Source organism: Amycolatopsis orientalis (genome assembly GCF_000943515.2).
GTDB classification, from domain to species: domain Bacteria; phylum Actinomycetota; class Actinomycetes; order Mycobacteriales; family Pseudonocardiaceae; genus Amycolatopsis; species Amycolatopsis orientalis.
In genome coordinates this window covers 3,046,174-3,069,550 of sequence record NZ_CP016174.1, presented here as the reverse complement: position 1 = coordinate 3,069,550, position 23,377 = coordinate 3,046,174, and the positions used below count along the sequence as shown (strand labels likewise).

Here is a 23,377-nt window from a genome sequence, read left to right as displayed (position 1 = left end):
AGCAACCGTCAGGGAGGCCCAGATGGCCGATCTTGCCGAGAAATCGAGAACGTGTTTCACTCAAGTTGTGAGTGCACCAGAACTCCCGCTGTCGGCCCCGCTCAACGTGGGCTTCGACTACACGCGTTCAGTCGGCCCGGTACTCGGCCGGTTCGTCAACGCCCTGCGCGAGCGCCGCGTCGAAGGCGTCCGGGGCAGCGACGGCCGCGTCCACGTGCCGCCACTGGAATACGACCCCGTGACCGCCGAGGCGCTGTCCGAGTTCGTGCCGGTCGCCGCCGAGGGCGAGATCGTGTCCTGGTCCTGGATCGCCGAACCGCTCGACGGCCAGCCCCTGTCGCGGCCGTTCGCGTGGGCGCTGATCCGGCTCGACGGCGCCGAAACCGCGATCCTGCACGCTGTCGACGCCGGTTCCCCCGAAGGAGTCCACACCGGGCAACGGGTGCGGATCCGCTGGGCGGACGAGCCGGTCGGGCACATCCGCGACATCGCCTACTTCGTCCCCGCCGACGGTCCCGACACCGAACTCACCGAGACGCCTCCCCCGATCGCGAAACGCGAGGAGGGCGCGCCGGTCAGCGTGGTCATCACGCCGATCCACCTGCTGTACGAGCATTCCGCGTCACCGGAGGAGAGCCGGTACCTGCGCGGACTCGCCGAAGGCAAGCTGATCGGCCAGCGCTGCCCATCGTGCGACAAGGTCTACATCCCGCCGCGCGGCGCCTGCCCGACCGACGGCGTGCCGACCACCGACGAGGTCGAACTCCCCGACACCGGCATCGTCACCACGTTCTGCATCGTGAACGTGCCGTTCCTCGGCCAGCGGATCAAACCGCCGTACGTGGCGGCGTACATCCTGCTCGACGGCGCGGACATCGCGTTCCTGCACCTGGTCCTCGGCTGCGACGCCGCCGACGTCCGGATGGGCATGCGCGTGCGCGCCGCCTGGAAACCGCAGGACGAATGGTGGACGTCGCTGGAGAACATCGGCCACTTCGAGCCGACCGGCGAGCCGGACGCGCCCTACGAATCCTTCGCCCACCATCTGTGAGGACTACCGTGCCAGATGTCGCCGTAGTGGGTTTCGCCCAGGCCCCCAACGTCCGCCGCACCCAGGGCACCACCAATGGCGTGGAAATGCTGGTGCCGATCTTCGCCGAGGTACTCACCAGGACCGGTCTGTCCAAAGAGGACATAGGATTCTGGTGCTCGGGCTCCTCGGACTACCTCGCCGGCCGCGCGTTCTCCTTCATCGCCGCTGTCGACGCCATCGGCGCCTTCCCGCCCATCCACGAGTCGCACGTCGAGATGGACGCCGCCTGGGCGCTCTACGAGGCGTGGCTGAAGATCCGGATGGGCGAGGTCGAAACGGCGCTCGTCTACGGTTTCGGCAAGTCTTCGGCCGGGCAGCTCCGGCGCGTGCTGGCGCTGCAGATGGACCCCTACGTCGTCGCGCCGCTGTGGCCGGACTCGGTGAGTGTCGCCGGGATCCAGGCCAGGCTCGGCCTCGAAGCCGGGCTGTGGTCCGAAAAGGACCTCGCCGAGGTCGCCGCGCGCAGCCGCGCCGACGCCGCCGCGAATCCCGCCGCGCAGTTCTCCGGGACGACCGAGGTCGCCGAACTCCTCAACACCCCCTACTTCGCGGATCCCTTGCGGGCACACGATATCGCGCCGGTCACCGACGGCGCGGCCGTCATCGTGCTCGCTTCGGCCGAGCGGGCGGCGGACCTCGCCGACAGCCCGGCGGTGATCACCGGGATCGAGCACCGGGTCGACTCCCCCGCGCTCGGCGTACGGGACCTCACCCGGTCACCGTCCACAGTGGCCGCTGGCCGGGCGCTCGACCTCGACGGCGTCGAACTGGCCGAACTGCACGCGCCGTTCACCCACCAGGAACTGATCCTGCGCGACGCGCTGGGCCTGGACGAGCGGGTGCGGATCAACCCCTCTGGCGGCGTGCTGACCGGCAATCCGATGTTCTCCGCCGGGCTGGCCCGCATCGGCGAGGCGGCGAACCGCATCCTCGACGGCAGCGCGCGCAAGACGCTCGCCCACGCGACCAGCGGCCCCGTCCTGCAGCAGAACCTGGTCGCGACCTTGGAGGTCCTCTCGTGAAGCACCTCGCGGCCGTACTGGGAACCGGCCAGACGCACCACAAGGCCAAGCGCACCGACGTGTCGATGCCCGGGCTGCTCCGGGAAGCGATCGACCGGGCGATGCTCGACGCCGGGACCGGCTGGGACGACATCGACGCCGTCGTCCTCGGCAAGGCGCCGGATCTGTTCGAGGGCGTGATGATGCCCGAACTGTTCCTCGCCGACGCGCTCGGCGCGACCGGGAAACCCTTGCTGCGCGTGCACACCGCGGGTTCGGTCGGCGGGTCGACCGCGCTCGTGGCGACGTCGCTGGTGCAGGCCGGGGTGCACAAGCGGGTACTGACGGTCGCCTTCGAGAAGCAGTCCGAATCGAACGCGATGTGGGGACTGTCGATCCTTCCGCCGTTCCAGATGCCGGTGGGCGCCGGGGCGGGCGGGTACTTCGCGCCGCACGTGCGCTCGTACATCCGGCGGTCCGGCGCGCCCGACCATGTCGGCGCGATCGTCGCGGCCAAGGACCGGCGTAACGGGGCCCTGAATCCCCATGCCCACCTGCGGCAGTCCGACATCACGGTGGAATCGGTGCGGGCTTCGCAGATGCTGTGGGATCCGATCCGCTACGACGAGACCTGCCCGTCGTCGGACGGCGCCTGCGCGATGGTGATCGGCGACGAGGCCGCCGGCGACGCGGTTCCCGGTGGCGCGGCGTGGATCCACGCGACCGCGATGCGCACCGAGCCGACGACGTTCGCCGGTCGCGACCAGGTCAACCCGCGGGCGGGCCGCGACGCCGCCGCCGCGTTGTGGCGGGCGGCGGGGATCACCGATCCACTGTCCGAAGTGGACACCGCCGAGATCTACGTGCCGTTCTCGTGGTTCGAGCCGATGTGGCTGGAGAACCTGGGGTTCACCGACGAGGGCCAGGGCTGGAAGCTCACCGAGGCGGGCGAGACCGCGCTCGGCGGGCGGCTGCCGGTCAACCCGTCGGGCGGTGTGCTGTCGTCCAACCCGATCGGCGCGTCCGGGATGCTCCGCTTCTCCGAGGCGGCCAAGCAGGTGATGGGGCGGGCCGGGGACTACCAGGTCGACGGCGCGCGCGTCGCGCTCGGACACGCGTACGGCGGCGGTTCGCAGTTCTTCTCGATGTGGGTGGTGGGGTCGGCGAAGCCGGGCTCCTAGCCCCGCCGCGCGCGGGGCTAGGAGCGGCGGCGCGGCCGGAGGCGTTGCGCGGCGAGAGTGGCGACCACCCCGGTCACCGCACCGACGAGCATCGGTTTGAGCCCGTGCCGATCGGGCGGCGCCACCACGGGCCGGACCACCACGGGAGGCGGCGGCCGGACCGGCTCCGGGGGCGCGTCGCGCGCGGTCGCCGTCCACGCCGTGACGAACACCAGCATCCTGGCCACCAGCGAGATGAAGAAGATGAGACCGATGATGGAGCCGAAGGCGACCCCGGTCGGCGAATTGCCGATCAAGCGCAGGTAGATCCCACCGGCCTGTTTCAGCAGTTCGAAGCCCAGTGCCAGGGCGACCGCGCCGCGCATCGCGCTGCGGACCCCGACCGGTTTCCGCGGCAGCCGGGTGAGCACCCAGAGGAACACCAGCCAGTTGGCCAGCAACGCCAGCGGGATCGAGATCGCCGAAAGGACGTTGTGGCCCCAGGCGGTGTCGTCGACCCCGGCCAGTCCCAGCAGGTAGCGGCCGAGCGCGGAGCCGGAAATGGTGATGGCGAAGGACACCAAGAGCGCTGACGCGAGGCCGAGCAGCGCGAGGAGGTCCGCGGCGATGGTGCGCAGCAGCGGGAGATCCGACCGGTTCTGGCCCCACAGCGCGGTGAGGGCGTCCCGCAGCGCGTTCATCCAGTTCCAGCCGGAGTAGAGCCCGATCACCAGACCGATGACCCCGACGCTGGTGCGCTGTTCCACGAATCCGGTGAGCAGGTCCCCCGCCTTGTCGCCGAGGCCGCCTGGCAGCGTGCCGGTGATCGCGTTCAGCATCGACTCGATCACCTGCGGCTGGCTCGCCAGCACGAAGCCGGCCACCGACGCCGCGACCATGAGGATGGGTACCAGCGAGAACAGGCTGAAATACGTGATCGACGCGACGTAGTGGTAACCGCCGTACTCGATGTAGCGGTTCACCGCCCGCGCCACGTGGTCGAGCCAGCGGTAGCGGGCGCGCAGCCGCTTCCATTTCGTCGGTGCCTGCTTCTCCCTCACACGGACTGTCTACCTCAGTGAGGTCACAGCTCGTGGGCAACACGCGATCAGGCGAGCGCGATCAGCTCCGAACCGTCATCCTCGGGCAGCGAAGGACCCGCGGTCGCCAGGACGGTGTTGCCGAGAAAGTCCAGCTCACAGCCGAGGGTGGAGAGGAACGCGGTGTCGGCGGCGTCCCGTCCGGTCGCGATCCGGCTCAGGCTCTGCCTCGGCGCGAGTCCGGTGGCGTCGAACACGTACCAGTGGCCGTCGATCGCGGCCTCGAACACGGCGTGGAAGTCCATTGGGGACAGTCCCGGCGCGTAGACCGCGGTGAACCTGGCGGGGATGTCGAGCACGCGGCACAGTGAGATGCAGACGTGCGCGTAGTCGCGGCAAACCCCTTCACCGGCGAGGTAGGTGTCGACGGCGTCGTCGGTCGGCGAACCGGAACCGACCACATAGGACAAGTGCTCGCCCACGTGCGCGACGATCGCCTCGACCTTGGCGCGCGCGTCGGGCAGGTCGCCGAAGCGCGACAGGGCGAGCCCGCCCATCCGGTCCGAGGGGCAGTACCGGCTCGGCCGGGTGTAGCGGATGAGGTCCTCCATGCCGACGGGCTCGGCCGCGGCGGGGCCGAAGGCGCGTGCGGCCCGGTACCGCACGACGTGTTCCCCGGGCGGCAGATCGACGACCTGCGCCCGGGTCCCGTGTTCGAACGCCACCTGGCGCGGCGGCGCGGGATAGGCGAACTCCTCCTGATCGGCCCCGCCGGCGAGGGCGACCACGAACGCGGCGGGACCGGGTTTCGTGACCCGGAAGGACATTTCGACGTCGACCTGCACGTGGGGACCCATGACCCCATGGTGCCCCACCGCGCCGGTCCGGGCCGGATCAGGCCGTCTTGTCAGGCCGTCTTGTCAGGCATAGCGCACCTGGTAGTGCTTGATCCCGTTGAGCCAGCTCGACCGGAGACGGTCGGGCGGGGCGGCTTCGCTGATGTCCGGCATGACGTCGGCGATGGCGTTGAAGATCAGGTCGATCTCCAGCCTGGCGAGGTTCGCGCCGATGCAGTAGTGCGAGCCCGTGCCGCCGAAACCGACGTGCGGGTTGTCTTCGCGGAGGATGTCGAACTTCTCCGGCTCGTCGAAGTGGTCCGGATCGAAGTTCGCGGAGCTGTAGAACATGCCGACCCTGTCACCCTTGCGGATGTGCTGCCCGCCGAGTTCGGTGTCGCGGGTCGCGGTGCGCTGGAAGGCGACCACGGGGGTGGCCCAGCGGACGATCTCGTCCGGCGCGGTCTTCGGCCGTTCCTTCTTGTACAGCTCCCACTGGTCGGGATGATCGAGGAACGCCTTCATGCCGTGGGTGATCGCGTTGCGCGTCGTCTCGTTGCCCGCGACGGCCAGCAGGATGACGAAGAAACCGAATTCGTCCGACGCCAGCGATTCGCCGTCGACGTCGGCCTGGATCAGCTTCGTGACGATGTCGTCCATCGGGCATTTGCGCCGTTCTTCGGCCATGTTCCAGGCGTAGCCGACGATCTCCGCGGACGCGGCGAGTGGTTCGACCTCGTACTCGGGATCGTCGTAGGCGACCATCTGGTTGGACCAGTCGAAGACCTTGAGGCGGTCTTCCTGCGGGATGCCGATCAGTTCGGCGATGGCCTGCAACGGAAGTTCGCAGGCGACGTCGGTGACGAAGTCCCCGGAGCCCTTTTTCTTGGCCTCGCTGACGATCCGCTCCGCGCGGTCGCGGAGGGTGTCCTCGAGTTTCGCGATCGACCTCGGCGTGAAGCCCTTCGAGACGATCCGGCGTAGTTTCGTGTGCTGCGGGGCGTCCATGTTGAGGAGGACGAGCCGGTTGGCTTCGAGACTGTCGTCGGTCATGTTCTCGTCGAAGCGGATGATCGCGGTCTTCTCCCGGGAGGAGAACAGCTCGCTGTCCCTCGACACCGCCTTGACGTCGTCGAGCCGGCTGACCACCCAGTAGCCGTCGTCGCGGAAGCCCGCGGTGTTGTGCGGCTGGGGGTTCCACCAGACCGGCGCCGTGCGGCGGAGTTCGGCGAACTCCGCCAGAGGCAGTCTGGTGGCGTACAGATCCGGATCGGTGAAATCGAAACCGGCGGGGATCAGGGGAGCGGCCACGGGCTACCTCCTACGCGGTTCGCCAATGAAACACGTTCTAACCCCGATTGAAGCATACGGCGTTTACCAAGTGAAGAGTTTTCAGTGAAACCCGTTAACTCACCCGAGCGGGATCATGGAATCCCAGCCAGGGGCGGTAACCGCGACCAGTGATCAAAAACGAGTCGACCCTGGGCTCACTTGCTCAAATCAAGAACGTGTTCTACTTTTTCGGTAGTGAACACTGTTTCCGGGAGGCGAACGTGGGAAGTCCGGTGATCGTCGAGGCGGTCCGCACCCCCATCGGCAAACGCGGGGGTCACCTCGCGGGGCTGCACGCCGCCGAGATCCTCGGCGCGGCGCAGCGTGCCCTGCTCGACCGCGCGGGCCTGGATCCCGCGCTAATCGACCAGGCGATCGGCGGTGCCGTCACCCAGGCCGGCGAGCAGGCGGGCAACATCACCCGGACGGCTTGGCTGCACGCCGGGCTGCCCGAGACCACCGGCGCGACCACGATCGACGCCCAATGCGGCTCGGCGCAGCAGGCGACGCATCTGATCGCCGGGCTGATCGCGGCCGGGGCGATCGACGCCGGCGTCTCCTGCGGCGTCGAAGCGATGAGCCGGGTGCCGCTGGGCGCAAACCGCGGTGAGGGCATCGGCACGCCACGGCCCGCGTCGTGGTCGATCGACATGCCGAACCAGTACGGCGCGGCCGAACGGATCGCGCTACGGCGCGGGATCACCCGCCTCGACGTCGACCGGTTCGGGACGGCCTCGCAGGCCAAGGCCGCCGCCGCGTGGGCGGCCGGGCACTTCGACCGCGAGGTCGTCGCGGTGAAGGCGCCCGTGCTCGGCGAAGACGGCTCGCCGACCGGCGAGACCCGGTTGGTGACCCGCGATCAAGGCCTGCGCGAGACGACCGTCGAAGGGCTCGCCAAACTCAAGCCCGTCCTCGAAGACGGCGTCCACACGGCCGGGACGTCGTCGCAGATCTCCGACGGCGCGGCCGCGCTCCTCCTGATGGACTCGGACCGGGCCAAGGCACTGGGCCTCAAGCCACGGGCGCGGATCGTCTCGCAGGCGTTGGTCGGCGCCGAACCGTACTACCACCTCGACGGTCCCGTGCAGTCGACCGAACGGGTCCTGGCCAAGGCGGGGATGACGATCGGCGACCTCGACCTCTTCGAAGTCAACGAGGCCTTCGCTTCGGTTGTGTTGTCTTGGCAGCGGGTGCACCAGCCAGACGAGGACAAGGTCAACGTGAACGGTGGCGCGATCGCACTCGGGCATCCGGTCGGCAGTACCGGCGCGCGGCTGCTGACCACGGCACTGCACGAACTCGAACGCCGCGACGAGAGCACCGCCCTGGTGGCGATGTGCGCCGGTGGCGCGCTTTCCACCGGCACCATCATCGAGCGGATCTAGCGCGGGCGGACGCGACCGCCGCCTGCCCCACGAAGGACACGGCAGGTGACCCGTCACCGAGTGTCCCTTGTGGACACTCGGTGCGCCGGTCCGCGCCTACTCCGAGGCGACCTCGACCACCGGACCGTTGTCCGGCCTCGCGAGCCGTTTGCTCCCCTGGCCCTCCTTCCAGAAGTCGAAATAGATGGTGTTGCCCTCGACCCAGGTGAGCACCGCCTCGGTGAGGTCGAGCCGGAAGACGTGCGCCTCCCCGTCGTCACCCTGCAGGCGGGCGACCTCCGCCGGATCGGTGATCTCGACGGCCTTTCCCGACACCTTCGCGTCCGCGCCGCCCTCGTCGATCGCCGAGGCGGCGTGGATCGCGAACCTGCCGTCACGTTGCAGGTCTTTCGCCTTCATCGCGTTGATCATCGAACCGATCAGCAGATCCTGCTCACGGAAATCGACCTCACTGCCACTGACCCTGGGCGAGCCGTCCCGCCGGACCGTCGCCAGCACATGGGATTTGGCCGCGGTGAACCGCTCCTTGATCTTCGCCGCCAGCTCGGGCGCCTCTTCACTGAACTGCTGCCACGTCGCCATGCCCCAGAGCATCCCACCGGGGTCCGACAGTTTCGAGCGGTCAGGGCCGCGGCGCCCCCATCGGGTTCGGCAGCGGGATCGCGCCGGTGTCGAAGATCCGGCGGCTCAACGGGACGGCCATCCGCACGACCTCGACCGCGCCGTCCTCGCCGAGCGCTTCGAGAGGCCCGGTGGCCAGCCGGTCTGTCTCGTCTTCGATCCGTTGGCGCAGCGCGATTCCCGAGTCGGTGAGGGCCAGATCGCCGTCGAGGACGCCCTTGGCCTGGAGCCGTGCGACGCTCTCGTCCCACTCGTCGTCGGACCAGCCCCGGTTGACCTGGATGACCTCGCGGGTCACCGCCCCGCTGCCGATGTGGGTCAGTGTCGTGTCGAGCCCGCGCAGCCCGGCGGCGACGGCGGAGAGCACGTGACCGTCCCCGCGATGCTCGCGCAGCACCGTCGCCGCGAGCCAGACCCGCCCGGCCGGTCCGGCGGGACGGGCGACCGAGGACCACGCGGCGGCGAGCGGCCTCGCCGCGTGATCGCAGCCGGCGACGGCCTGTTCGAGCAGTCCGGCGAGTTCTTCCAGCGGCGCGTCGGCGGGCAGGATCCGGTTCAAGGCCGCCTCGACGGCGTCCATCCGGCTCCGGAGCACGGCGGCCGGTTCGGCGTATTTCCAGGCGTCGGGCAAAGATCGCGCGACCATCCGCGGCGCGAAGCCGAAGAGCATCGCGGTGACAGGTGGTTCCGCCAGCGGGCCGAGCGGCGCTACGCGTCCGGCGAAATAGCCCATCCACCAGCTCGGCAGGCCCACCGCCTTGGCCGCGGCCGCCGTTTCCGGGGCGAAGTAGACGACGGCGTGCAGCGGCTCGACCGCCTCCCAGAGGCGGCGCTGAAGTGACGTCACTCCCCCATCTTGGCCGGACCGAAAACCGGATGCGAGCCCGTCCGCGGTGGTGTCTGATCACGACTGTGGCGATCATCGTGGAGAAACCGGGAACCGACGGGCTGGACGAGGCCGTGGCCGTGCTGCGGGAGTGGCAGCGGGAGGGCACAGCGTGGCAGCTGCATGCGGGTGACCTGGGCTGGTTCCGGCGGTTCGGGGCCGAGGCGACGGCCGCGGCGCTCCGGATCTGGCGCCGGGACGGCCGGATCCTCGCCGTCGGCCTGCTGGACGGGGCGGATCTGCTGCGCCTGACGACCGATCCCGACGTGCGCCGGGACGAAGAGCTGGCGCAGCGGCTGGCCGAGGACGTGATCGAGCCGGAGCGCGGCGTGCTGCCTCCGGGGAAGGTGTTCATCGAGGCCCCGAAGGACGCGCTGATCCAGGACCTGCTGCCCGAACGGGGCTGGTATCCCGACGAGCCGTGGACGCCGTTGCGTCTCGACCTCGCCGAGCCGGTGAAGGATCCGGGCATGCGGATCGAGGTGATCGGACCGGACCAGGGGCAGGTGTGGGCCGCCGTGATCCGGGCGTCGTTCGACGGATCGACGTTCTCGATGGAACGGTGGACCGCGATGGCGTCCGGATCGGCGTTCGCCGGCGCCCGCTGCCTGGTCGCGTACGACGACCAGGGTGACGCAGCCGCGGCGGTCGCGGTGTGGTCGGCCGGCCAGGGGAAGCCCGGGATCCTCGAGCCGATGGGTGTGCACCGGGACCATCGCGGGCACGGGTACGGCAAGGCGATCAGTGTCGCCGCGGCGGCCGCGCTCCGGGAACTCGGTTCGTCGAGCGCGGGCGTGTACACGCCGAGTTCCAACGTCGCCGCCGTCGCGACCTACAAGTCAGCGGGTTTCGAGCCGCTTCCCGAGGTCCGGGACCTCACCCGGGACGCGGTGGGCTCGTGAGTGGTAATGACGGTTAGAACCGTCATTACCACTCACGAGGCACGCGGGTCAGGCGCCGTAGACGGGTTCGGGAACGGGGGCATCGGCCACCAGCTCGGCCACCACCGGGCCGAGTTCGGCCGGCGACCACCGGGATCCCTTGTCCCGCACCGTCCCGTGCCGCCAGCCTTGCGCGATCGAGACGCGTCCGCCGTCGACCTCGAACACCCGGCCGGTCACCCCGGACGACTCCTCGCTGCCGAGCCAGACCACCAGCGGCGAAACGTTTTCCGGGGCCATGGCGTCGAATCCGTCCGCCGGGGCGGCCATGTCTTCGGCGAAGGCCTCCTCGGTCATCCTGGTCCTGGCGGCCGGGGCGATCGCGTTCACGGTGACGCCGTAGCGCGCGAATTCCGTGGCGGCGACGAGGGTGAGTCCCAGGATCCCCGACTTCGCGGCCGCGTAGTTGCCCTGCCCGACGCTGCCGAGCAAACCGGCGCCGGAACTGGTGTTGATCACCCGCGCCGCCCGCGTCCGGCCTGCCTTCGCCTCCGCGCGCCAGTACCCGGCGGCGTGCCGCGTCGGCGCGAAATGGCCTTTGAGGTGGACACGGATGACCGCGTCCCATTCGTCCTCGCCGAGGTTGACCAGCATCCGGTCGCGCAGGAAACCGGCGTTGTTGACCAGGACGTCAAGTCCGCCGAACGTTTCGACGGCGGTTCGCACCAGCGCTTCGGCGCCCTCCCAGGAAGCGACGTCGTCGGTGTTCGCGACCGCTTTGCCGCCGAGCGCCTCGATCTCGTCGACGACGTCCTGCGCGGGCCCGGCCGAACCGCCGCTGCCGTCGACCCCGGCGCCGAGGTCGTTCACCACCACCCGCGCGCCCTCGGCGGCGAACGCGAGCGCATGCGCCCGCCCGATGCCACGACCGGCCCCGGTCACCACCACGATCCGGCCGTCGGCGATCCCGCTCACACCGGCTCCTTTCGTTCGGTTTGGGAATTCGAAGCGGCCAGGAAGGCGGGTGCCTCTCCCCCGCCGTGCACGGCCAGGCAGGCGCCGCTGACATAAGAGGCCAGCGGCGAGGCCAGGAACACCGCGCAGGAACCGATCTCGTCCGGTTCCGCCAACCGTCCTAACGGGACAGTCGCGCCCACCGCCGCGATCCCGGCCTCGTCGCCGTAATGCAGATGCGTGTGCTCCGTCCGGACCATGCCGACGTCGAGCGCGTTGACCCGTACCTTCGGCGCCCATTCCACGGCCAGCGTCGCGGTCAGGTTGTCCAGACCCGCTTTCGCCGCACCGTAGGAAGCCGTCCCCGGCGACGGTCTCGTCCCGCTGACACTGCTGATGTTCACGATGGCGCCGCCGGTTTCCTGCCGCTGCATGATCGCGTTCGCCGCCCGCGCGACGGTCAGGGGCGCCACCAGGTTCAGCCCGATCACCTTTTCGTGAAACCGCGGCGACGCGTTCGCCACCTCGGCGTACGGGGCGCCGCCCGCGTTGTTGACGACGACGTCGAGCCTGCCGTGGCGGCGGAGGATCTCCTCGAAGAGCGCGTCGACCTCACCCGCGTCGCGGACGTCGCAGGAGATGAACGTCGACGCCCGGCCGCCGTCGCGGACCGGCCGCTCGGGTTCGGTGCGGGCGCAGGTGACGACTTCGGCGCCGGCACGCAGAAAACTCCTGGTGACACCGGCGCCGACGCCGCGTACCCCACCGGTCACCAGCACCACGGCGCCGTCGAGCCGGAGTTCGAGTGCCATGCCGGGCCTCCTTCACGGTCGCTGTACCCGGGCCGGGCGTCCTGCTAACGTACCAAGCAAGTGCTAGGTTTGGTAGCTGCGGAGGGTGCACGATGACCGTTTCCACCCACTCCCCGGAGCCCGGCATCGCCGTGGTCACGGTCGACGCGCCCCCGGTGAACGCGCTGAGCGTGAAGGGATGGTTCGCCCTCGCCTCCGCCGTCACCGACGCCGGGCGCGATCCCTCGACGCATGTCGTGGTGCTGCGCGCGGAAGGCCGCGGGTTCAACGCCGGGGTCGACATCAAGGAGATCCAGCGAGATCCGGGGTACGGCGCGCTGATCGGCGCGAACGAGGGCTGCGCGGCGGCGTTCTCCGCCGTCTACGACTGCGCCGTGCCGGTGATCGCCGCGGTGCGGGGCTTCTGTCTCGGCGGCGGGGTCGGCCTGGTCGGCAACGCGGACGTCGTGGTCGCCAGCGATGACGCGACCTTTGGCCTGCCCGAGGTCGATCGCGGCGCGCTGGGCGCGGCCACCCATCTCGCGCGGCTGGTCCCCCAGCATCTGATGCGGGCCCTGTACTACACGGCGTCGACGATCACCGCGGCCCAGTTGCACCACCACGGTTCGGTCTACGCGGTGGTGCCGAAGGAAGAACTCGACGAGACCGCGCTCGGCGTGGCGCGGCAGATCGCGGCGAAGGACACCCGCGTGATCCGCGCGGCGAAACAGGCCATCAACGGCATCGACGTCCAGCCCGTGCACCGCAGCTATCGCTTCGAGCAGGGATTCACCTTCGAACTCAACCTGGCCGGCGTCTCCGACGGGGCGCGCCAGGAGTTCTTGGACGGCAAGGGGAAGTGATGACCGACAAGCGGATGACGCCGGACGAGATCGCCGCCGAACTCACCGACGGGATGACGATCGGGATCGGCGGCTGGGGGTCCCGGCGCAAGCCCATGGCGCTGGTGCGCGCGATCCTGCGTTCGCCGGTCAAGGACCTCACCGTGGTCTCCTACGGCGGTCCGGACGTGGGACTGCTGGCGTCGGCGGGCAAGATCCGGCATCTGGTCTTCGGCTTCGTCACGCTGGACACGATCCCGTACGACCCGTGGTTCTCCCGCGCCAGGGAATCCGGGACGATCACCGTCACCGAGTACGACGAGGGCGTCTTCGGGACCGGGCTTTCCGCCGCGGCGCAACGACTTCCGTTTCTGCCGACGCGGGCGGGACTCGGCTCCGGTGTGGTGGACCTGAACCCGTCGTTGCGCACGGTCCGCTCTCCTTACGACGACGGCGAAGAACTGCTGGCCGTGCCCGCGCTCAAGCTCGACGCGGCCTTCGTCCACCTCAACCGAGCCGACGCCCGGGGCAACGCGCAGTACCTCGGCCCGGATCCGTACTTCGACGAACTGTTCGCGCTGGCCGCCGACAAGTGTTACGTGTCCACGGAAAAGATCGTGGAGACCGCCGAACTCACCGAAGCGGGGCCGGTACAGAGCCTGCTGCTGAGCCGGATGCTCGTCACCGGGGTCGCCGAGACGCCGAACGGCGCGCATTTCACCACCGCGGTCCCGGACTACGGACGGGACGAACGGTTCCAGCGCCATTACGCCGAGGCGGCCAAGGATCCCGACGCGTGGCCGGACTTCGTCGACAGGTTCCTGTCCGGGGACGAAGCGCGCTACCAGAAGGCCGTCGCCGAATTCGGGGAGTCCGCATGAGTGACGTCACCCGCGCCGAAGTGGCCGTCGTGGCCTGCGCCGAACTGTTCCGCGGTGACGGCGAGATCGTGGTGAGCCCCATGGGTTTCATCCCGTCGCTGGGCGCCCGGCTCGCGAGGCTGACCTTCGAGCCGGACATCCTCCTGTCCGACGGCGAGGCGTACCTGATGACGCCCGAAGCCGTCGTCGAAGGCTGGCAGCCGTTCCGCAAGGTCCTCGACACCGTGGTGCCACGCGGAAAACGTCATGTGGTGATGGGCGCCAACCAGATCGACCGCGAGGGCAACCAGAACATCTCGGCGATCGGCGAGCACGCGCGGCCGAAGAAGCAGCTCCTCGGCGTCCGCGGCGGACCGGGCAACACCGCCAACCACCGCACCAGCTACTGGGTTCCACGGCATGGCAAGCGTGTCTTCGTCGACCAGGTCGACGTCGTGTCCGGCGTCGGTTACGCCAGGGCACGCGAGGCCGGGCTGCGGCATCACGACGTCCACCGCGTCGTCACCAACCTCGGTGTCCTGGACTTCGGCGGCGAGGACCACGCGCCGCGGCTGCTTTCCGTGCACCCGGGCGTTTCCGTGGACGAGGTCGTCGCGGCGACGACGTTCCCGCTGATCACCGACGGCGTCACGGAATCCCGGCTGCCGACCGAATCCGAACTGCTGCTGATCCGGACCAGCCTGGATCCGAAGTCGTCGCGGGACAAGGAAGTGCCTTCGTGAAGACCGCGCTGACCGAACTGGCCGGGATCCGGCATCCGATCGTGCAGACCGGAATGGGCTGGGTCGCCGGACCACGGCTGGTGTCCGCGACGGCGGAAGCGGGCGGTCTGGGCATCCTCGCGTCCGCGACGATGACCTACGACGAACTGGCGGCGGCGATCAAGGAGGTCAAGAGCCGCACCTCCCGGCCGTTCGGCGTCAATCTCCGCGCGGACGCCGAAGACGCCGGACGCCGGGTCGAACTGCTCATCACCGAGGAAGTCCGCGTCGCGTCCTTCGCGTTGGCGCCGAAGAAGGACATGATCGCGCGGCTGAAGGACAACGGTGTCCTCGTCGTCCCGTCGGTCGGCGCGGCACGGCACGCGGAGAAGGTCGCGGGCTGGGGCGCGGACGCCGTCATCGTTCAGGGCGGCGAAGGTGGCGGGCACACCGGCGGGGTGGCGACGACGCTGCTGCTGCCCTCGGTGCTGGACGCCGTCGACATCCCGGTGGTCGCGGCGGGCGGGTTCTTCGACGGCCGGGGCCTGGCCGCCGCGCTCGCCTACGGGGCCGCCGGGGTCGCCATGGGCACCCGGTTCCTCCTGACGAGGGAAAGCACCGTCCCCGACGAGATCAAGCAGGCATACCTCGCCCGCGACCTCAACGGCACCGTCGTCACCCGCAAGGTGGACGGGATGCCGCACCGGGTCCTCCGGACGGAACTGGTCGACGCGCTCGAGTCCGCCGGTCCGGTGAGCGGCCTGGCCAGGGCCGTCCGCAACGCCGCGAAGTTCCGGAAGCTGAGCGGGCTGTCGTGGCGCTCGCTGGCCACCGAGGGACTGCGGATGAAACGCGGTGGTGACCGGACGTGGTCGCAGGTGCTGATGGCCGCCAACACCCCGATGCTGCTGCGCGCGGGGCTGGTCGAGGGCGACCGGAGCGCCGGGGTGCTGGCGTCCGGGCAGGTCGTCGGCCTGCTTGGCGATCTGCCCGCGGTCGGCGAGCTGATCGAGACCATGGTGGCCGACGCCACCGGCATCCTGCGGCGGCTGGCCTCCGAGTGACGGGCGAGCGCGCTGTGCTTGACTTCGACCATGATCTCGGAGAGTCGTTGTCCGGTCGAGGACGGTGAGCTGTACGTCCGCAGCACCGGCGAAGGGCCGCTTCTGCTCCTGATCGCCGGCGGGCTGGGCTCGGCGGACACCTTCCGGGCGATGACGAAGCTGCTCGCCGAGGACTACACGGTCGTCACCTACGACCGGCGCGGTCACTTCCGCAGCACCGACACCAGCACCGGCCCGGTCAGCGTGCCGAAGCAGGCCGACGACGCCTACGCCGTCCTCCAGCATGTCGGCGGCGGGCCCGCGAGCGTGTTCGGGACCAGCGCGGGCGCGCTCATCGGTCTCGACCTCGTCGCGCGGCACCCCGGCGCGGTGAGCGTGCTGGTCGCCCACGAACCCCCCGCCGTCCAGCTGCTCCCGGACGCGCTCGGCTGGCTCGACGAGGCCAACGCGCAGGTCCGGCTCGCGCAGGCGGGTGACCTGATGGGGGCGTTCAAACGGTTCACCGACGGGATCGCCGGCGCCGCGCTACCCGAACTGCGCGCGATCCGGCTGCCGAACGAGGAGGACTGGAAGCGGCTCTTCGGCCGCGAGCTGGCCGAGATCCTCGACTACCTCCCGGATCTGCGGGCACTGCGGAAGGCCAGTACCGAGATCTTCCCGGTCGCCGGCGTCGGCAGCCGAGGGCATTACCACTACCAGCCCGCGAAGATCCTCGCGCTGGAACTGGGGCTGCCCTTCACCGAGATGCCCGGGGCCCATCTGGCGCCGCAGCGGAATCCGGCCCAGTTCACCGAGGCGCTGCGGGACCTCCTCGAAGCCTGAGCGCGCCCTGGCCGGTCATGGCATCAAGGGCAGCTTCCCGACCAGTTTGTCGATCCGGTTGCGCGGACCGACGATGCCGATGGCGCAGTAGTCCATCTCGCCGGTGGGGATCTCCTTCATGGTGGCGAGGAAATCGGCGTAGACCCTGATCCGCTGAGCGACCGCGGGCATGTCGGCGACATGGCATCCGGGCGAGGCCGCGGCCTTGGCGCGGAGGGCCCGCAGCTTCTCGCCGTCGGCCGACAGCACCGTGCAGCCCACCCACGGCAGGCCGGAATAACGCTCGCCACCGGCGTCGACCGCTTCGTCGCCCAGCAGACCGGTCACGGCCGACGTGGTGGCGACGGCGGTGCAGACCGCCGCGTTGACCGCGCGCCCGGGCGGCAGTTCGCTGTTGACCACGATGACCCACTTCAACCTGGCCGCGCGGGTGGACAGGGTGGGGTCGAACTCGTCGGGGGCGAATCCGATGGCCGTATCGTACTCGGACATTCAGCTGATCTCCTGCTCACATCAACGGATGAACAGGGCAAAGCTAAGTGGGCATACGAGTACAGTCCACCGTGTTCGTACTTAATACGGCGGAGGGAGCGCTATGGCGGAGCTGGACGAACTTGATAAGGCGATCTTGGCGCAACTGCAGTCGGACGCACGGAAGACGAACCGCGACGTGGCCGCCGCGGTCGGTGTTTCCCCGACCACCGCCCTGGACCGCACCCGCGGCCTGCGCGAGCGCGGCGTGATCCGCGGCGCACTGCTGGACGTGGATCTGCCGTCGATCGGCCGCGGGGTGCAGGCGCTCATCGCGGTCCGGGTGCGACCGCCCTCGCGAAGGAACATCGAAGCCTTCCGGAACTGGGTCAACGCCCTCCCCGACATCGTCGGGCTCTACGTGACCACCGGGACCGAGGACTTCATCCTGCATGTGGCCGTCCCCGACAACGAAAGCCTCTACGCCTTCGTGATCGACAAGCTCACCGAGCGCCCCGAAGTGGCGGACGTGCGCACCTCCATGGTCTTCGAGCACATCCGGCGCGCCCGGATCACGCCGGCGGACCGGTGAGCCTCACAATTCCCGGATGACCCGCGCCGGATTGCCCGCGGCGAACACCTTCGACGGCAGATCGCGGGTGACGACGCTGCCCGCGCCCACCACGGTGTCGTCCCCGATGGTGACCCCGGCGCAGACGATGACGCCGCCGCCGAACCAGACGTTGTCCCCGATGGTGATCGGGGCGGCCGATTCCCAGCGGGCTCGCCGCAGTTCGTGGTCTTCCATGGGATGCAGCGCTGTCAGCAGCTGGCAGCGCGGGCCGATCGAGCAGTCCGAGCCGATCTTGATCGGGGCGCAGTCGAGCAGGATGGCGTCGTAGTTGAGGAAGCTGTTGGCGCCGATCTCGATCAGATAGCCGTAGTCGCACTGGAACCGCGGCATGATCCAGGATCCCTCACCGAGTTTTCCCAGCAGCTCGCGAAGAATCGTGTCCCGCTCACCGGTCTCCTCGGCGCCTGTGCCGTTGAACCGGTCGACGAGCGCCTGCGCGCGCCTGCGGTCCGCGACCAGTTCGGGGTCGTTGTCCCGGTACAGTTCGCCGCGCAGCATGCGGTCCTTCTGATCACCCATGCCGCCAACCTACCGAAAAACCCCGCCGGCGAGCTTCCCTCGGGAAGCCGCCGGCAGGGCGGATGAACGCTTGCGGAGCGTTTTCAGTTGTGTCGATCGTTTCCGAGTAGGGCCGGCCCGGCGGGTGGGTGAGGTGTAGGGGGGACCCGCCGGGCCGGAGTATCTTCCTCCTGTTCGCCGGTTCTCGCTTCCGTTGAACCGCCCCGGCCGTCGGAGTGAACCGGGGACGACTACGACCCGATCATTTCGGGGAATCTCTCCTGGAGTTGTGAACTTCGTGCGTTGTTCCGAATTGAACGATAAACCCGATCGGCCACGATTGTCACCTGTTTCAGCGAAGAAAAACTCACGTGACTCCGATCACTTTGAAGAAAAAGAGGAGACTTTCCCTTGGCGCGCAACAGCATCATCACGCACACAGGTACACTATGGACAGTGAGCAGCGCACCAAGGGAAGTCTCCCCCGATTTCCCCGCAAGGATTTCAGCGCGTTATTCGCGGCACTTACGACCCTCGTTGACGCAATCGACGAGGCGATCCATGATCTGATCCGACATCACGTTCGCGAAATCGTCGTGATCGGAGAAGGGGTTGTGATCCTCTTCGGGGAACGAGTCCACTTTGTACTGCCCGGCGACCTGGATCTCCCTGGGGATCTTGTAGGTCAGCGAGATCGTCAGCTCGGGAACGGCGGTCAGGCCGTTCGCGCATTCGCCGTTCTCGTTCGGGTACTTGATGTGGTCACGATGGTTCTCGCTGTCGATGTTGTCGCCGTCGAGACAGCTCGGGAAGGTGTGCACCCGCTTGACGTCACTGCCCGCGGGACAGATCGGGTACTGCTTGATGACCCTGTCCTCGAAACCGGTGCAGGTCCAGCTTTCCCGCGCGTTGGCGGGGCCGTTCGCGGTGACCTTCGCGTCACCGTAAAGGATCCGAAGGAACTTCGGCATCTCCTTCACCTTCTCCTGGGCGTTGCCCTTGAAGGTGATGTCGACGACGGCGGGGCGCTGGATCTCACCGTCGTTGCCCGCCAGTTCGTTGTCCGCGTTCGGCTCTTCCAGCTGAGCCTGGCCCTGGTTGTCGTCGCCTTGGTTCTGGTTGTTGTTCTGCTGACCGTTGTCCTGCTGGTTTTGCTGATCCTGCCGGCCATTCCGGTCCTGCTGCCGGTTCCGGTCACCGTCACGGTTCTGGTCACGGTCACCCTGAGGCTGCTGCCCACCACCGCCGGAGTCGCGGTCGGCCTGTCGCTGCTGATCGCGACCACCCTGCTGCTGGTTTTGATTCTGCTGCTTCTGGCCGCCCTGGCTCTGTTCACCCTCCTCTTCGGTGTCGATCCGCACCACCGGCCAGAAGTACGCCGACTCGTCACCGTTCGCGCAGGTGGTACCGGCGCCCAGCAGACTGTTGTTGTTCGAATCCGCGTTCGTGGAAAGGTTTCCCACGTAGTCGTGCAGATGCTGGGCACCGTTGCGGATACCCGGCTGCGCGATGAAGTTGTCGGGGTTGAAGTGCCCGTTCTCGTTCTTGCCGCAGTCGACGGTGAACGAGCCCGTTGACGCGTTCCGGCCCGGCTCCGGCTTGTCGACGTTCGGCCGCACCTTGGTGATGTCCACGAACTGCGACTTGTCCACCTCGTCCGCGGAGGCGCTGCCGGGGTCGCCGGTCGTGGTGGAGACCACCAGTCCACCGACCGCGATCGACAGGCCCAGCACCGCGGTCGCGATCTTGGTCCTGCGGGCGATACGATGGCGCCCTTGATTTCGTGCCATTGACTTGCTCACCTCATTCGTTTCCGGGCACGGAAAACACTCGCGCCCAGTCATGAGCCACGCATTTGTCGAATACGTCGATTACCGAATTCGCGGCGAACCTTCTGTTCGCCCGCCGAGGGAGATCCGGCTACTGAGAGATACGGGTCCACGAGGGGGCCGGTTCAAAACGCGACCGCGCCGTTATCTTTCCGTTATAAACTACCGGCGCACGATGGCCAGGACGGTGCCGTCCTGCTTGTGCACCTCGAAGCGCTCGATATCGGCCTTCTGCAACGCCGTCGAGCCGGTGACGACAAGGGGATCCGGGGAACCGGGGACGCCGTATCCCTTGGACGGCACGCTCCAGTTGTTGACCACATAGGCCTCTCCGCCGTGGGAGTAGGCGAAAAGCTGGCAGGTCATCGGCCCGGTGAGACCGCGCAGTTCGAGTTCGACCGCGCTGCCCCACTCCTTCTCCTGGACCGTGACCTCGGCGGCGACCGCGTTGCCCGCCTCGGACCAGCCGAACGGGGCGGCGCCACCGTCCGGGCCGGTGGTCCTCGGCGGCGGCGAGGACGGCACCGACGTGACGACGGTGGGCGCGGCCTGCGTTATGCCGGGTTCACGGTCGGTGAGCGAAAGCACGGTGAGCGGCCCGCCGACGACGAGCACGAGCACGGCGGCGGCCGTCGCGAGCCGGATGACCTTGCGACGGCGGCCCGCCTTGGCGGCGTCCGCGAGCAGCATCCGCAGCACCCGCGGCCCCGGCCCCTTCACGGGCGGGTCCGGCCAGCTCTTCTTGACCATGTCCAGGATGTCGGGCAGGTGGTACATCTCCACCAGCTCGACCTGGCACTCGGGGCACTCCAGCAGATGCGCCTCGAACCTGGCGTGATCCTCCTCGCCGAGGACGCCCAGCACGTAGGCGGCGATATCCGTGTGCGGCACTCCGGACACCTCGCTCACCCCCGCTCCTGCAGCGCCCTGCGCAACGCGCGCACGGCATGGTGGATCCGCGATTTCACCGTACCCGGCGGGACCCCGAGCGTCGCCGCGACCTCGTTCACGGTCCGGTCACGCAGGTAGGTCTGCTGAACGGCTTCTCGTTGTTCCGGAGAAAGATTGCGCAGGGCCTCATAAACGATCATGGCCGCGAGCGTCTTCTCCGACTCGTCCGGCACGCCGATCGAATCCGACTCCAGTTCCTCCACCTCTTGAGGGCGGGCACTCCGGCTCCGCCAGCCGTCGATGACGATGCGCCTGGCCACGGTGAAAAGCCACGCGCGCAGCATTTCGGGCTGCCGGTCGAGCTTGCCGGCGTTGCGCCACGCCTTGATGAGCGTTTCCTGGACCACGTCCTCGGCCCACTGGCGATCGTGGCCGGTCAGCTTCAGCACGAACGCCATCAGGCTCGATCCGAACTCCTGGTACAACGCCCTGATGAGGTCGTCATGCCCGTTCGAAGCGGGTTCATGATCGACTATTGGCTGCAGTATCCGAGAGTGGCGTCCCACGCGGCACATCTTTGTGTGCGCAGGGGCGATAAGTCCAGTACCAAAACCGATCAGCCCCGGTTCTGGCACGCGGGAAAGTTTTTTGAACCGTTCCCGACTCGTGACCGTATCCCCTACCGAAGACCCCCGACCCGGCGCTGTCCCCCGCACCGCCGAATCCACCGTGGACCATGACTGTCCACTGTGGAGTTAAACGCGCCTGCACACCATCGCCCCGCGGCGATGGCGTTCTCCTCTGGCCCCGACAGGAGGATTTCCGTGAACCCCGTGTCACGCTCGGTCATACCTCTGACCCTCACGTTAGCCGCGATCGCGTTGACCGCGGCCTGCACCACCGGTACCGCGGGACCGAACGGCTCTCCGGGCGCGGCCCCCGCCGCCGGCGCGGCGGAAATCCCCGGAATGCCCGACCCCTCGGCCGAACCGGCCCCCGGCGTGACGGCGGCGAATCTGTTCGATCTCGGACCGATGGTCACCGACACCAATGGCTTCACGCTTTACCGCTACGACAAGGACACGGTCAATCCGCCCAAGTCGAATTGCACCGAAACCTGCGCGCGGACCTGGATTCCCGCCAAGGCCGGCGGGAATCTCGTGGTGACCGGGATCGATCGCGCCCTGGTCGGCACCGTGACCAGGGACGACGGCACCGAGCAGGTCACGCTCGCCGGCTGGCCGCTCTACCGCAACGCGAAGGACGCGATGCCCGGCGACACCGGCGGGCAGGGCGTCGACGACGCGTGGTTCCCGGTCAAGCCCGACGGCACGAAAGTGCTGCTCACCGCGGACACCTGGCAGGCCGATGACCTCGGCATCTGACCTCCCCGGTGAAACCACCGGCCCGGTCCTCTCGCGGTTCTCCCGCCTGCTGCTCGTCCTGCTGACGATGGCCGCGGTGACGCTGCTCGGCCCGGTCGACGACGCGCACGCCCAGGAACTTTCCGCCGCGGACAAGAACCTGATCGTCAACGTCAAACTGGCCGGACTGTGGGAAATGCCCGCCGGGATGTGGGCGCAGGAACGCGGGAAGAGCCAGCGGACCCGCGAAGTCGGCCGGAAACTGATGATCGACCACGGCAGGCTCGACACCGCGACGCACGCCATCGCCGACCGGTTCGGCATCACCCTGCCGCGCGAACCGTCGGATCAGCAGTCGGCCTGGCTCGGCGAGATGAAGGCCGCCCGCGACGACAGCGAGTTCGACCGGATCTTCGCCAACCGCCTCCGGTACGCGCACGGGGTGCTCTTCCCCATCATCGCGCAGGTCAGGGCCGGCACCCGCAACGACGTCGTGCGCGACTACGCCACCACGGCCAACCAGGCGGTGCTGCGGCATATGACCCTGCTGGAGAGCACCGGCGTCGTCGACCAGTCGCTGATGCCGGAAGCCCCGGTCCCGCAGTCGAACGCGGCCAACGCCGCGATGGACGTCGGTTTCGGCGACTTCGCCCTCGGCCTGCTGCTCGCGGTGGTGCTCGGCGGCGGGTTGTTCTTCGCCATCCGGACCCTGCGCAGCAAGAACACCCGGACCCGCAAACGCGCGGCCGCAGCCGAACCAGAACTGGTTCCCAGTGCCCCAGGAGAGATCAATGTTTGACCAGTGGTCCGAGGTGGTGATCGTCCTGACCCAGAAAACCGACACCGACCCCGGCATCAAGGGCATGGCGCAGACCTCCGCCCGGATCTCGTACGGCTTCATGTGCCTCACCCTGTGCTGGGGCGTGTTCACCGCGACCGGCTGGATCAAGTCGCTGACCGGGCGCAAGGCACTGCGCAACTCGCATATGGTGCTCGGCATCCTGACGCTGTCGTTCGGTGTCGTGCACGCGATGTCGTTCCTGTTCCTGCCCGACGGTTTCACCCTGGCGCAGGTCACGATCCCGCTCCTGCCGGGCACGCTGGCACGGCACGAACTCGGTGTCGTCGGCCTCGAGGTCATGATCGCCATCGCCCTGACCGGCGGGATCAGCCGGTTCAGCTCCTATCGGCGCTTCCTGTGGATCCACCGGCTCGCCTACCCGGCGGTCGCGATCACGGCGCTGCATTCGTTCTTCGGCGCCATGGCCAACGGCCATCTCGGCCTGCTGTGGTTCGGCGGGATCACGCTGCTGGTCCCCGCGGTACTGCTGACCGCGCTGCGGTTCACGCCCACCCGGTACCTCGAACGGCTGGGCCTGGTCGAGGAACTGGTCTGACGA

26 protein-coding genes are annotated in these 23,377 nt (G+C 68.7%); 14 read left to right on the top strand and 12 right to left on the bottom strand.

Translation table 11 applies throughout. The features are described 5' to 3' along the window. Positions 1 to 22 precede the first annotated feature (22 nt). From SD37_RS13720 to SD37_RS13710, 3 genes are read left to right on the top strand one after another with little or no spacing between them, the layout of a single operon-like run. A complete protein-coding gene (locus SD37_RS13720; protein ID WP_044854373.1) occupies positions 23 to 1,051 on the top strand; it encodes a Zn-ribbon domain-containing OB-fold protein in 1,029 nt (342 codons plus the stop codon). Positions 1,052 to 1,059: 8 nt separating this feature from the next. Continuing rightward, positions 1,060 to 2,115, top strand: a complete 1,056-nt coding sequence (locus SD37_RS13715; RefSeq protein ID WP_044854372.1) for a thiolase domain-containing protein — start codon at positions 1,060 to 1,062, stop codon at positions 2,113 to 2,115. Further along, entirely contained in the window at positions 2,112 to 3,275 is a 1,164-nt protein-coding gene (locus SD37_RS13710) for a thiolase domain-containing protein (RefSeq protein WP_044854371.1), read from the top strand. Before SD37_RS13715 ends, SD37_RS13710 begins: the two co-directional genes overlap by 4 nt. Before the next feature lie 17 nt (positions 3,276 to 3,292). Here the strand turns inward: SD37_RS13710 and SD37_RS13705 are convergent, their stop codons facing one another. The 3 genes from SD37_RS13705 to SD37_RS13695 all read right to left on the bottom strand — a co-directional run bounded on the left by SD37_RS13705 (position 3,293) and on the right by SD37_RS13695 (position 6,441). Beyond that, complete coding sequence (locus SD37_RS13705; protein ID WP_044854370.1) at positions 3,293 to 4,315, bottom strand: YhjD/YihY/BrkB family envelope integrity protein; 1,023 nt, start codon at positions 4,313 to 4,315, stop codon at positions 3,293 to 3,295. A 47-nt stretch (positions 4,316 to 4,362) separates the two neighbouring features. Beyond that, positions 4,363 to 5,151: a transglutaminase-like domain-containing protein gene (locus SD37_RS13700; RefSeq protein WP_044854369.1), complete on the bottom strand. Its 789-nt coding sequence runs from the start codon at positions 5,149 to 5,151 to the stop codon at positions 4,363 to 4,365. A gap of 63 nt (positions 5,152 to 5,214) precedes the next feature. Then, positions 5,215 to 6,441 carry a cytochrome P450 gene (locus SD37_RS13695; RefSeq protein WP_044854368.1) on the bottom strand — a complete coding sequence of 409 codons (1,227 nt, stop codon included), beginning with the start codon at positions 6,439 to 6,441 and terminating at the stop codon, positions 5,215 to 5,217. Positions 6,442 to 6,683: 242 nt separating this feature from the next. Between SD37_RS13695 and SD37_RS13690 the strand changes: the two genes are divergently transcribed. Then, the gene (locus tag SD37_RS13690) at positions 6,684 to 7,847 is read left to right on the top strand and encodes a steroid 3-ketoacyl-CoA thiolase (protein ID WP_044854446.1); all 1,164 of its coding nucleotides are present in this window, start codon (positions 6,684 to 6,686) and stop codon (positions 7,845 to 7,847) included. 96 nt (positions 7,848 to 7,943) lie between these two features. On the opposite strand, the gene SD37_RS13685 is transcribed toward SD37_RS13690, so the two are convergent. Both SD37_RS13685 and SD37_RS13680 read right to left on the bottom strand, forming a co-directional pair. Next, positions 7,944 to 8,429 (bottom strand): pyridoxamine 5'-phosphate oxidase family protein, encoded by a 486-nt coding sequence (locus tag SD37_RS13685; protein ID WP_044854445.1) that lies wholly within the window; start codon positions 8,427 to 8,429, stop codon positions 7,944 to 7,946. Between the two features lie 40 nt (positions 8,430 to 8,469). Next, positions 8,470 to 9,315, bottom strand: a complete 846-nt coding sequence (locus SD37_RS13680; protein WP_044854367.1) for an SCO6745 family protein — start codon at positions 9,313 to 9,315, stop codon at positions 8,470 to 8,472. Between the two features lie 65 nt (positions 9,316 to 9,380). On the opposite strand from SD37_RS13680, the gene SD37_RS13675 reads away from it, so the two are divergent. Then, on the top strand, positions 9,381 to 10,256 hold the full coding sequence (locus tag SD37_RS13675) for a GNAT family N-acetyltransferase (protein ID WP_236725359.1): 876 nt from the start codon (positions 9,381 to 9,383) through the stop codon (positions 10,254 to 10,256). A gap of 48 nt (positions 10,257 to 10,304) precedes the next feature. Here the strand turns inward: SD37_RS13675 and SD37_RS13670 are convergent, their stop codons facing one another. Together SD37_RS13670 and SD37_RS13665 are read right to left on the bottom strand one after the other, a co-directional pair. Next, positions 10,305 to 11,210 (bottom strand): SDR family oxidoreductase, encoded by a 906-nt coding sequence (locus tag SD37_RS13670; RefSeq protein ID WP_044854365.1) that lies wholly within the window; start codon positions 11,208 to 11,210, stop codon positions 10,305 to 10,307. Next, on the bottom strand, positions 11,207 to 12,001 hold the full coding sequence (locus SD37_RS13665; RefSeq protein ID WP_044854364.1) for an SDR family oxidoreductase: 795 nt from the start codon (positions 11,999 to 12,001) through the stop codon (positions 11,207 to 11,209). The genes SD37_RS13670 and SD37_RS13665 overlap by 4 nt, the downstream gene beginning before the upstream one ends. Before the next feature lie 92 nt (positions 12,002 to 12,093). Here SD37_RS13665 and SD37_RS13660 point away from each other — a divergent pair, with 92 nt between their 5' ends. Genes SD37_RS13660 through SD37_RS13640 form a run of 5 tightly spaced genes read left to right on the top strand, consistent with a single transcriptional unit; the run spans position 12,094 to position 16,290 of the window. Further along, positions 12,094 to 12,843: an enoyl-CoA hydratase family protein gene (locus SD37_RS13660; RefSeq protein WP_044854363.1), complete on the top strand. Its 750-nt coding sequence runs from the start codon at positions 12,094 to 12,096 to the stop codon at positions 12,841 to 12,843. Then, positions 12,843 to 13,703: a CoA transferase subunit A gene (locus tag SD37_RS13655; RefSeq protein WP_044854362.1), complete on the top strand. Its 861-nt coding sequence runs from the start codon at positions 12,843 to 12,845 to the stop codon at positions 13,701 to 13,703. Before SD37_RS13660 ends, SD37_RS13655 begins: the two co-directional genes overlap by 1 nt. After that, complete coding sequence (locus SD37_RS13650; protein ID WP_044854361.1) at positions 13,700 to 14,425, top strand: CoA-transferase subunit beta; 726 nt, start codon at positions 13,700 to 13,702, stop codon at positions 14,423 to 14,425. Before SD37_RS13655 ends, SD37_RS13650 begins: the two co-directional genes overlap by 4 nt. Next, positions 14,422 to 15,468: an NAD(P)H-dependent flavin oxidoreductase gene (locus SD37_RS13645; RefSeq protein ID WP_044854360.1), complete on the top strand. Its 1,047-nt coding sequence runs from the start codon at positions 14,422 to 14,424 to the stop codon at positions 15,466 to 15,468. The genes SD37_RS13650 and SD37_RS13645 overlap by 4 nt, the downstream gene beginning before the upstream one ends. Before the next feature lie 30 nt (positions 15,469 to 15,498). Continuing rightward, the gene (locus SD37_RS13640; RefSeq protein ID WP_044854359.1) at positions 15,499 to 16,290 is read left to right on the top strand and encodes an alpha/beta fold hydrolase; all 792 of its coding nucleotides are present in this window, start codon (positions 15,499 to 15,501) and stop codon (positions 16,288 to 16,290) included. A gap of 15 nt (positions 16,291 to 16,305) precedes the next feature. On the opposite strand, the gene SD37_RS13635 is transcribed toward SD37_RS13640, so the two are convergent. After that, positions 16,306 to 16,782: a DUF2000 domain-containing protein gene (locus tag SD37_RS13635; protein ID WP_044854358.1), complete on the bottom strand. Its 477-nt coding sequence runs from the start codon at positions 16,780 to 16,782 to the stop codon at positions 16,306 to 16,308. Between the two features lie 103 nt (positions 16,783 to 16,885). Between SD37_RS13635 and SD37_RS13630 the strand changes: the two genes are divergently transcribed. Next, positions 16,886 to 17,353, top strand: a complete 468-nt coding sequence (locus SD37_RS13630; RefSeq protein WP_044854357.1) for an Lrp/AsnC family transcriptional regulator — start codon at positions 16,886 to 16,888, stop codon at positions 17,351 to 17,353. Positions 17,354 to 17,356: 3 nt separating this feature from the next. On the opposite strand, the gene SD37_RS13625 is transcribed toward SD37_RS13630, so the two are convergent. The 4 genes from SD37_RS13625 to SD37_RS13610 form a co-directional block, all read right to left on the bottom strand. After that, the gene (locus tag SD37_RS13625) at positions 17,357 to 17,914 is read right to left on the bottom strand and encodes a sugar O-acetyltransferase (RefSeq protein WP_037303962.1); all 558 of its coding nucleotides are present in this window, start codon (positions 17,912 to 17,914) and stop codon (positions 17,357 to 17,359) included. 491 nt (positions 17,915 to 18,405) lie between these two features. Beyond that, a complete protein-coding gene (locus tag SD37_RS13620) occupies positions 18,406 to 19,683 on the bottom strand; it encodes a DUF1996 domain-containing protein (protein WP_044854356.1) in 1,278 nt (425 codons plus the stop codon). A 201-nt stretch (positions 19,684 to 19,884) separates the two neighbouring features. Next, a complete protein-coding gene (locus tag SD37_RS13615; RefSeq protein WP_044854355.1) occupies positions 19,885 to 20,631 on the bottom strand; it encodes an anti-sigma factor family protein in 747 nt (248 codons plus the stop codon). Next, on the bottom strand, positions 20,628 to 21,179 hold the full coding sequence (locus tag SD37_RS13610; RefSeq protein WP_034317190.1) for a sigma-70 family RNA polymerase sigma factor: 552 nt from the start codon (positions 21,177 to 21,179) through the stop codon (positions 20,628 to 20,630). The genes SD37_RS13615 and SD37_RS13610 overlap by 4 nt, the downstream gene beginning before the upstream one ends. Before the next feature lie 402 nt (positions 21,180 to 21,581). Between SD37_RS13610 and SD37_RS13605 the strand changes: the two genes are divergently transcribed. From SD37_RS13605 to SD37_RS13595, 3 genes are read left to right on the top strand one after another with little or no spacing between them, the layout of a single operon-like run. Further along, positions 21,582 to 21,998, top strand: a complete 417-nt coding sequence (locus SD37_RS13605; RefSeq protein WP_236725358.1) for a hypothetical protein — start codon at positions 21,582 to 21,584, stop codon at positions 21,996 to 21,998. Continuing rightward, positions 21,982 to 22,776: a DUF4142 domain-containing protein gene (locus SD37_RS13600; RefSeq protein WP_044854353.1), complete on the top strand. Its 795-nt coding sequence runs from the start codon at positions 21,982 to 21,984 to the stop codon at positions 22,774 to 22,776. The genes SD37_RS13605 and SD37_RS13600 overlap by 17 nt, the downstream gene beginning before the upstream one ends. Next, on the top strand, positions 22,769 to 23,374 hold the full coding sequence (locus SD37_RS13595; RefSeq protein ID WP_037303968.1) for a ferric reductase-like transmembrane domain-containing protein: 606 nt from the start codon (positions 22,769 to 22,771) through the stop codon (positions 23,372 to 23,374). Before SD37_RS13600 ends, SD37_RS13595 begins: the two co-directional genes overlap by 8 nt. Positions 23,375 to 23,377 lie beyond the last annotated feature (3 nt).

Bases quoted from the DNA above. Each gene is read 5' to 3' on its own strand.
- SD37_RS13720 (WP_044854373.1), top strand. From the start codon at position 23: ATGGCCGATCTTGCCGAGAAATCGAGAACGTGTTTCACTCAAGTTGTG.
- SD37_RS13700 (WP_044854369.1), bottom strand. From the start codon at position 5,151: ATGGGTCCCCACGTGCAGGTCGACGTCGAAATGTCCTTCCGGGTCACG.
- SD37_RS13685 (WP_044854445.1), bottom strand. From the start codon at position 8,429: ATGGCGACGTGGCAGCAGTTCAGTGAAGAGGCGCCCGAGCTGGCGGCG.
- SD37_RS13665 (WP_044854364.1), bottom strand. From the start codon at position 12,001: ATGGCACTCGAACTCCGGCTCGACGGCGCCGTGGTGCTGGTGACCGGT.
- SD37_RS13660 (WP_044854363.1), top strand. From the start codon at position 12,094: ATGACCGTTTCCACCCACTCCCCGGAGCCCGGCATCGCCGTGGTCACG.
- SD37_RS13655 (WP_044854362.1), top strand. From the start codon at position 12,843: ATGACCGACAAGCGGATGACGCCGGACGAGATCGCCGCCGAACTCACC.
- SD37_RS13650 (WP_044854361.1), top strand. From the start codon at position 13,700: ATGAGTGACGTCACCCGCGCCGAAGTGGCCGTCGTGGCCTGCGCCGAA.
- SD37_RS13640 (WP_044854359.1), top strand. From the start codon at position 15,499: ATGATCTCGGAGAGTCGTTGTCCGGTCGAGGACGGTGAGCTGTACGTC.
- SD37_RS13635 (WP_044854358.1), bottom strand. From the start codon at position 16,782: ATGTCCGAGTACGATACGGCCATCGGATTCGCCCCCGACGAGTTCGAC.
- SD37_RS13630 (WP_044854357.1), top strand. From the start codon at position 16,886: ATGGCGGAGCTGGACGAACTTGATAAGGCGATCTTGGCGCAACTGCAG.
- SD37_RS13625 (WP_037303962.1), bottom strand. From the start codon at position 17,914: ATGGGTGATCAGAAGGACCGCATGCTGCGCGGCGAACTGTACCGGGAC.
- SD37_RS13620 (WP_044854356.1), bottom strand. From the start codon at position 19,683: ATGGCACGAAATCAAGGGCGCCATCGTATCGCCCGCAGGACCAAGATC.
- SD37_RS13605 (WP_236725358.1), top strand. From the start codon at position 21,582: ATGCCCGACCCCTCGGCCGAACCGGCCCCCGGCGTGACGGCGGCGAAT.
- SD37_RS13600 (WP_044854353.1), top strand. From the start codon at position 21,982: ATGACCTCGGCATCTGACCTCCCCGGTGAAACCACCGGCCCGGTCCTC.
- SD37_RS13595 (WP_037303968.1), top strand. From the start codon at position 22,769: ATGTTTGACCAGTGGTCCGAGGTGGTGATCGTCCTGACCCAGAAAACC.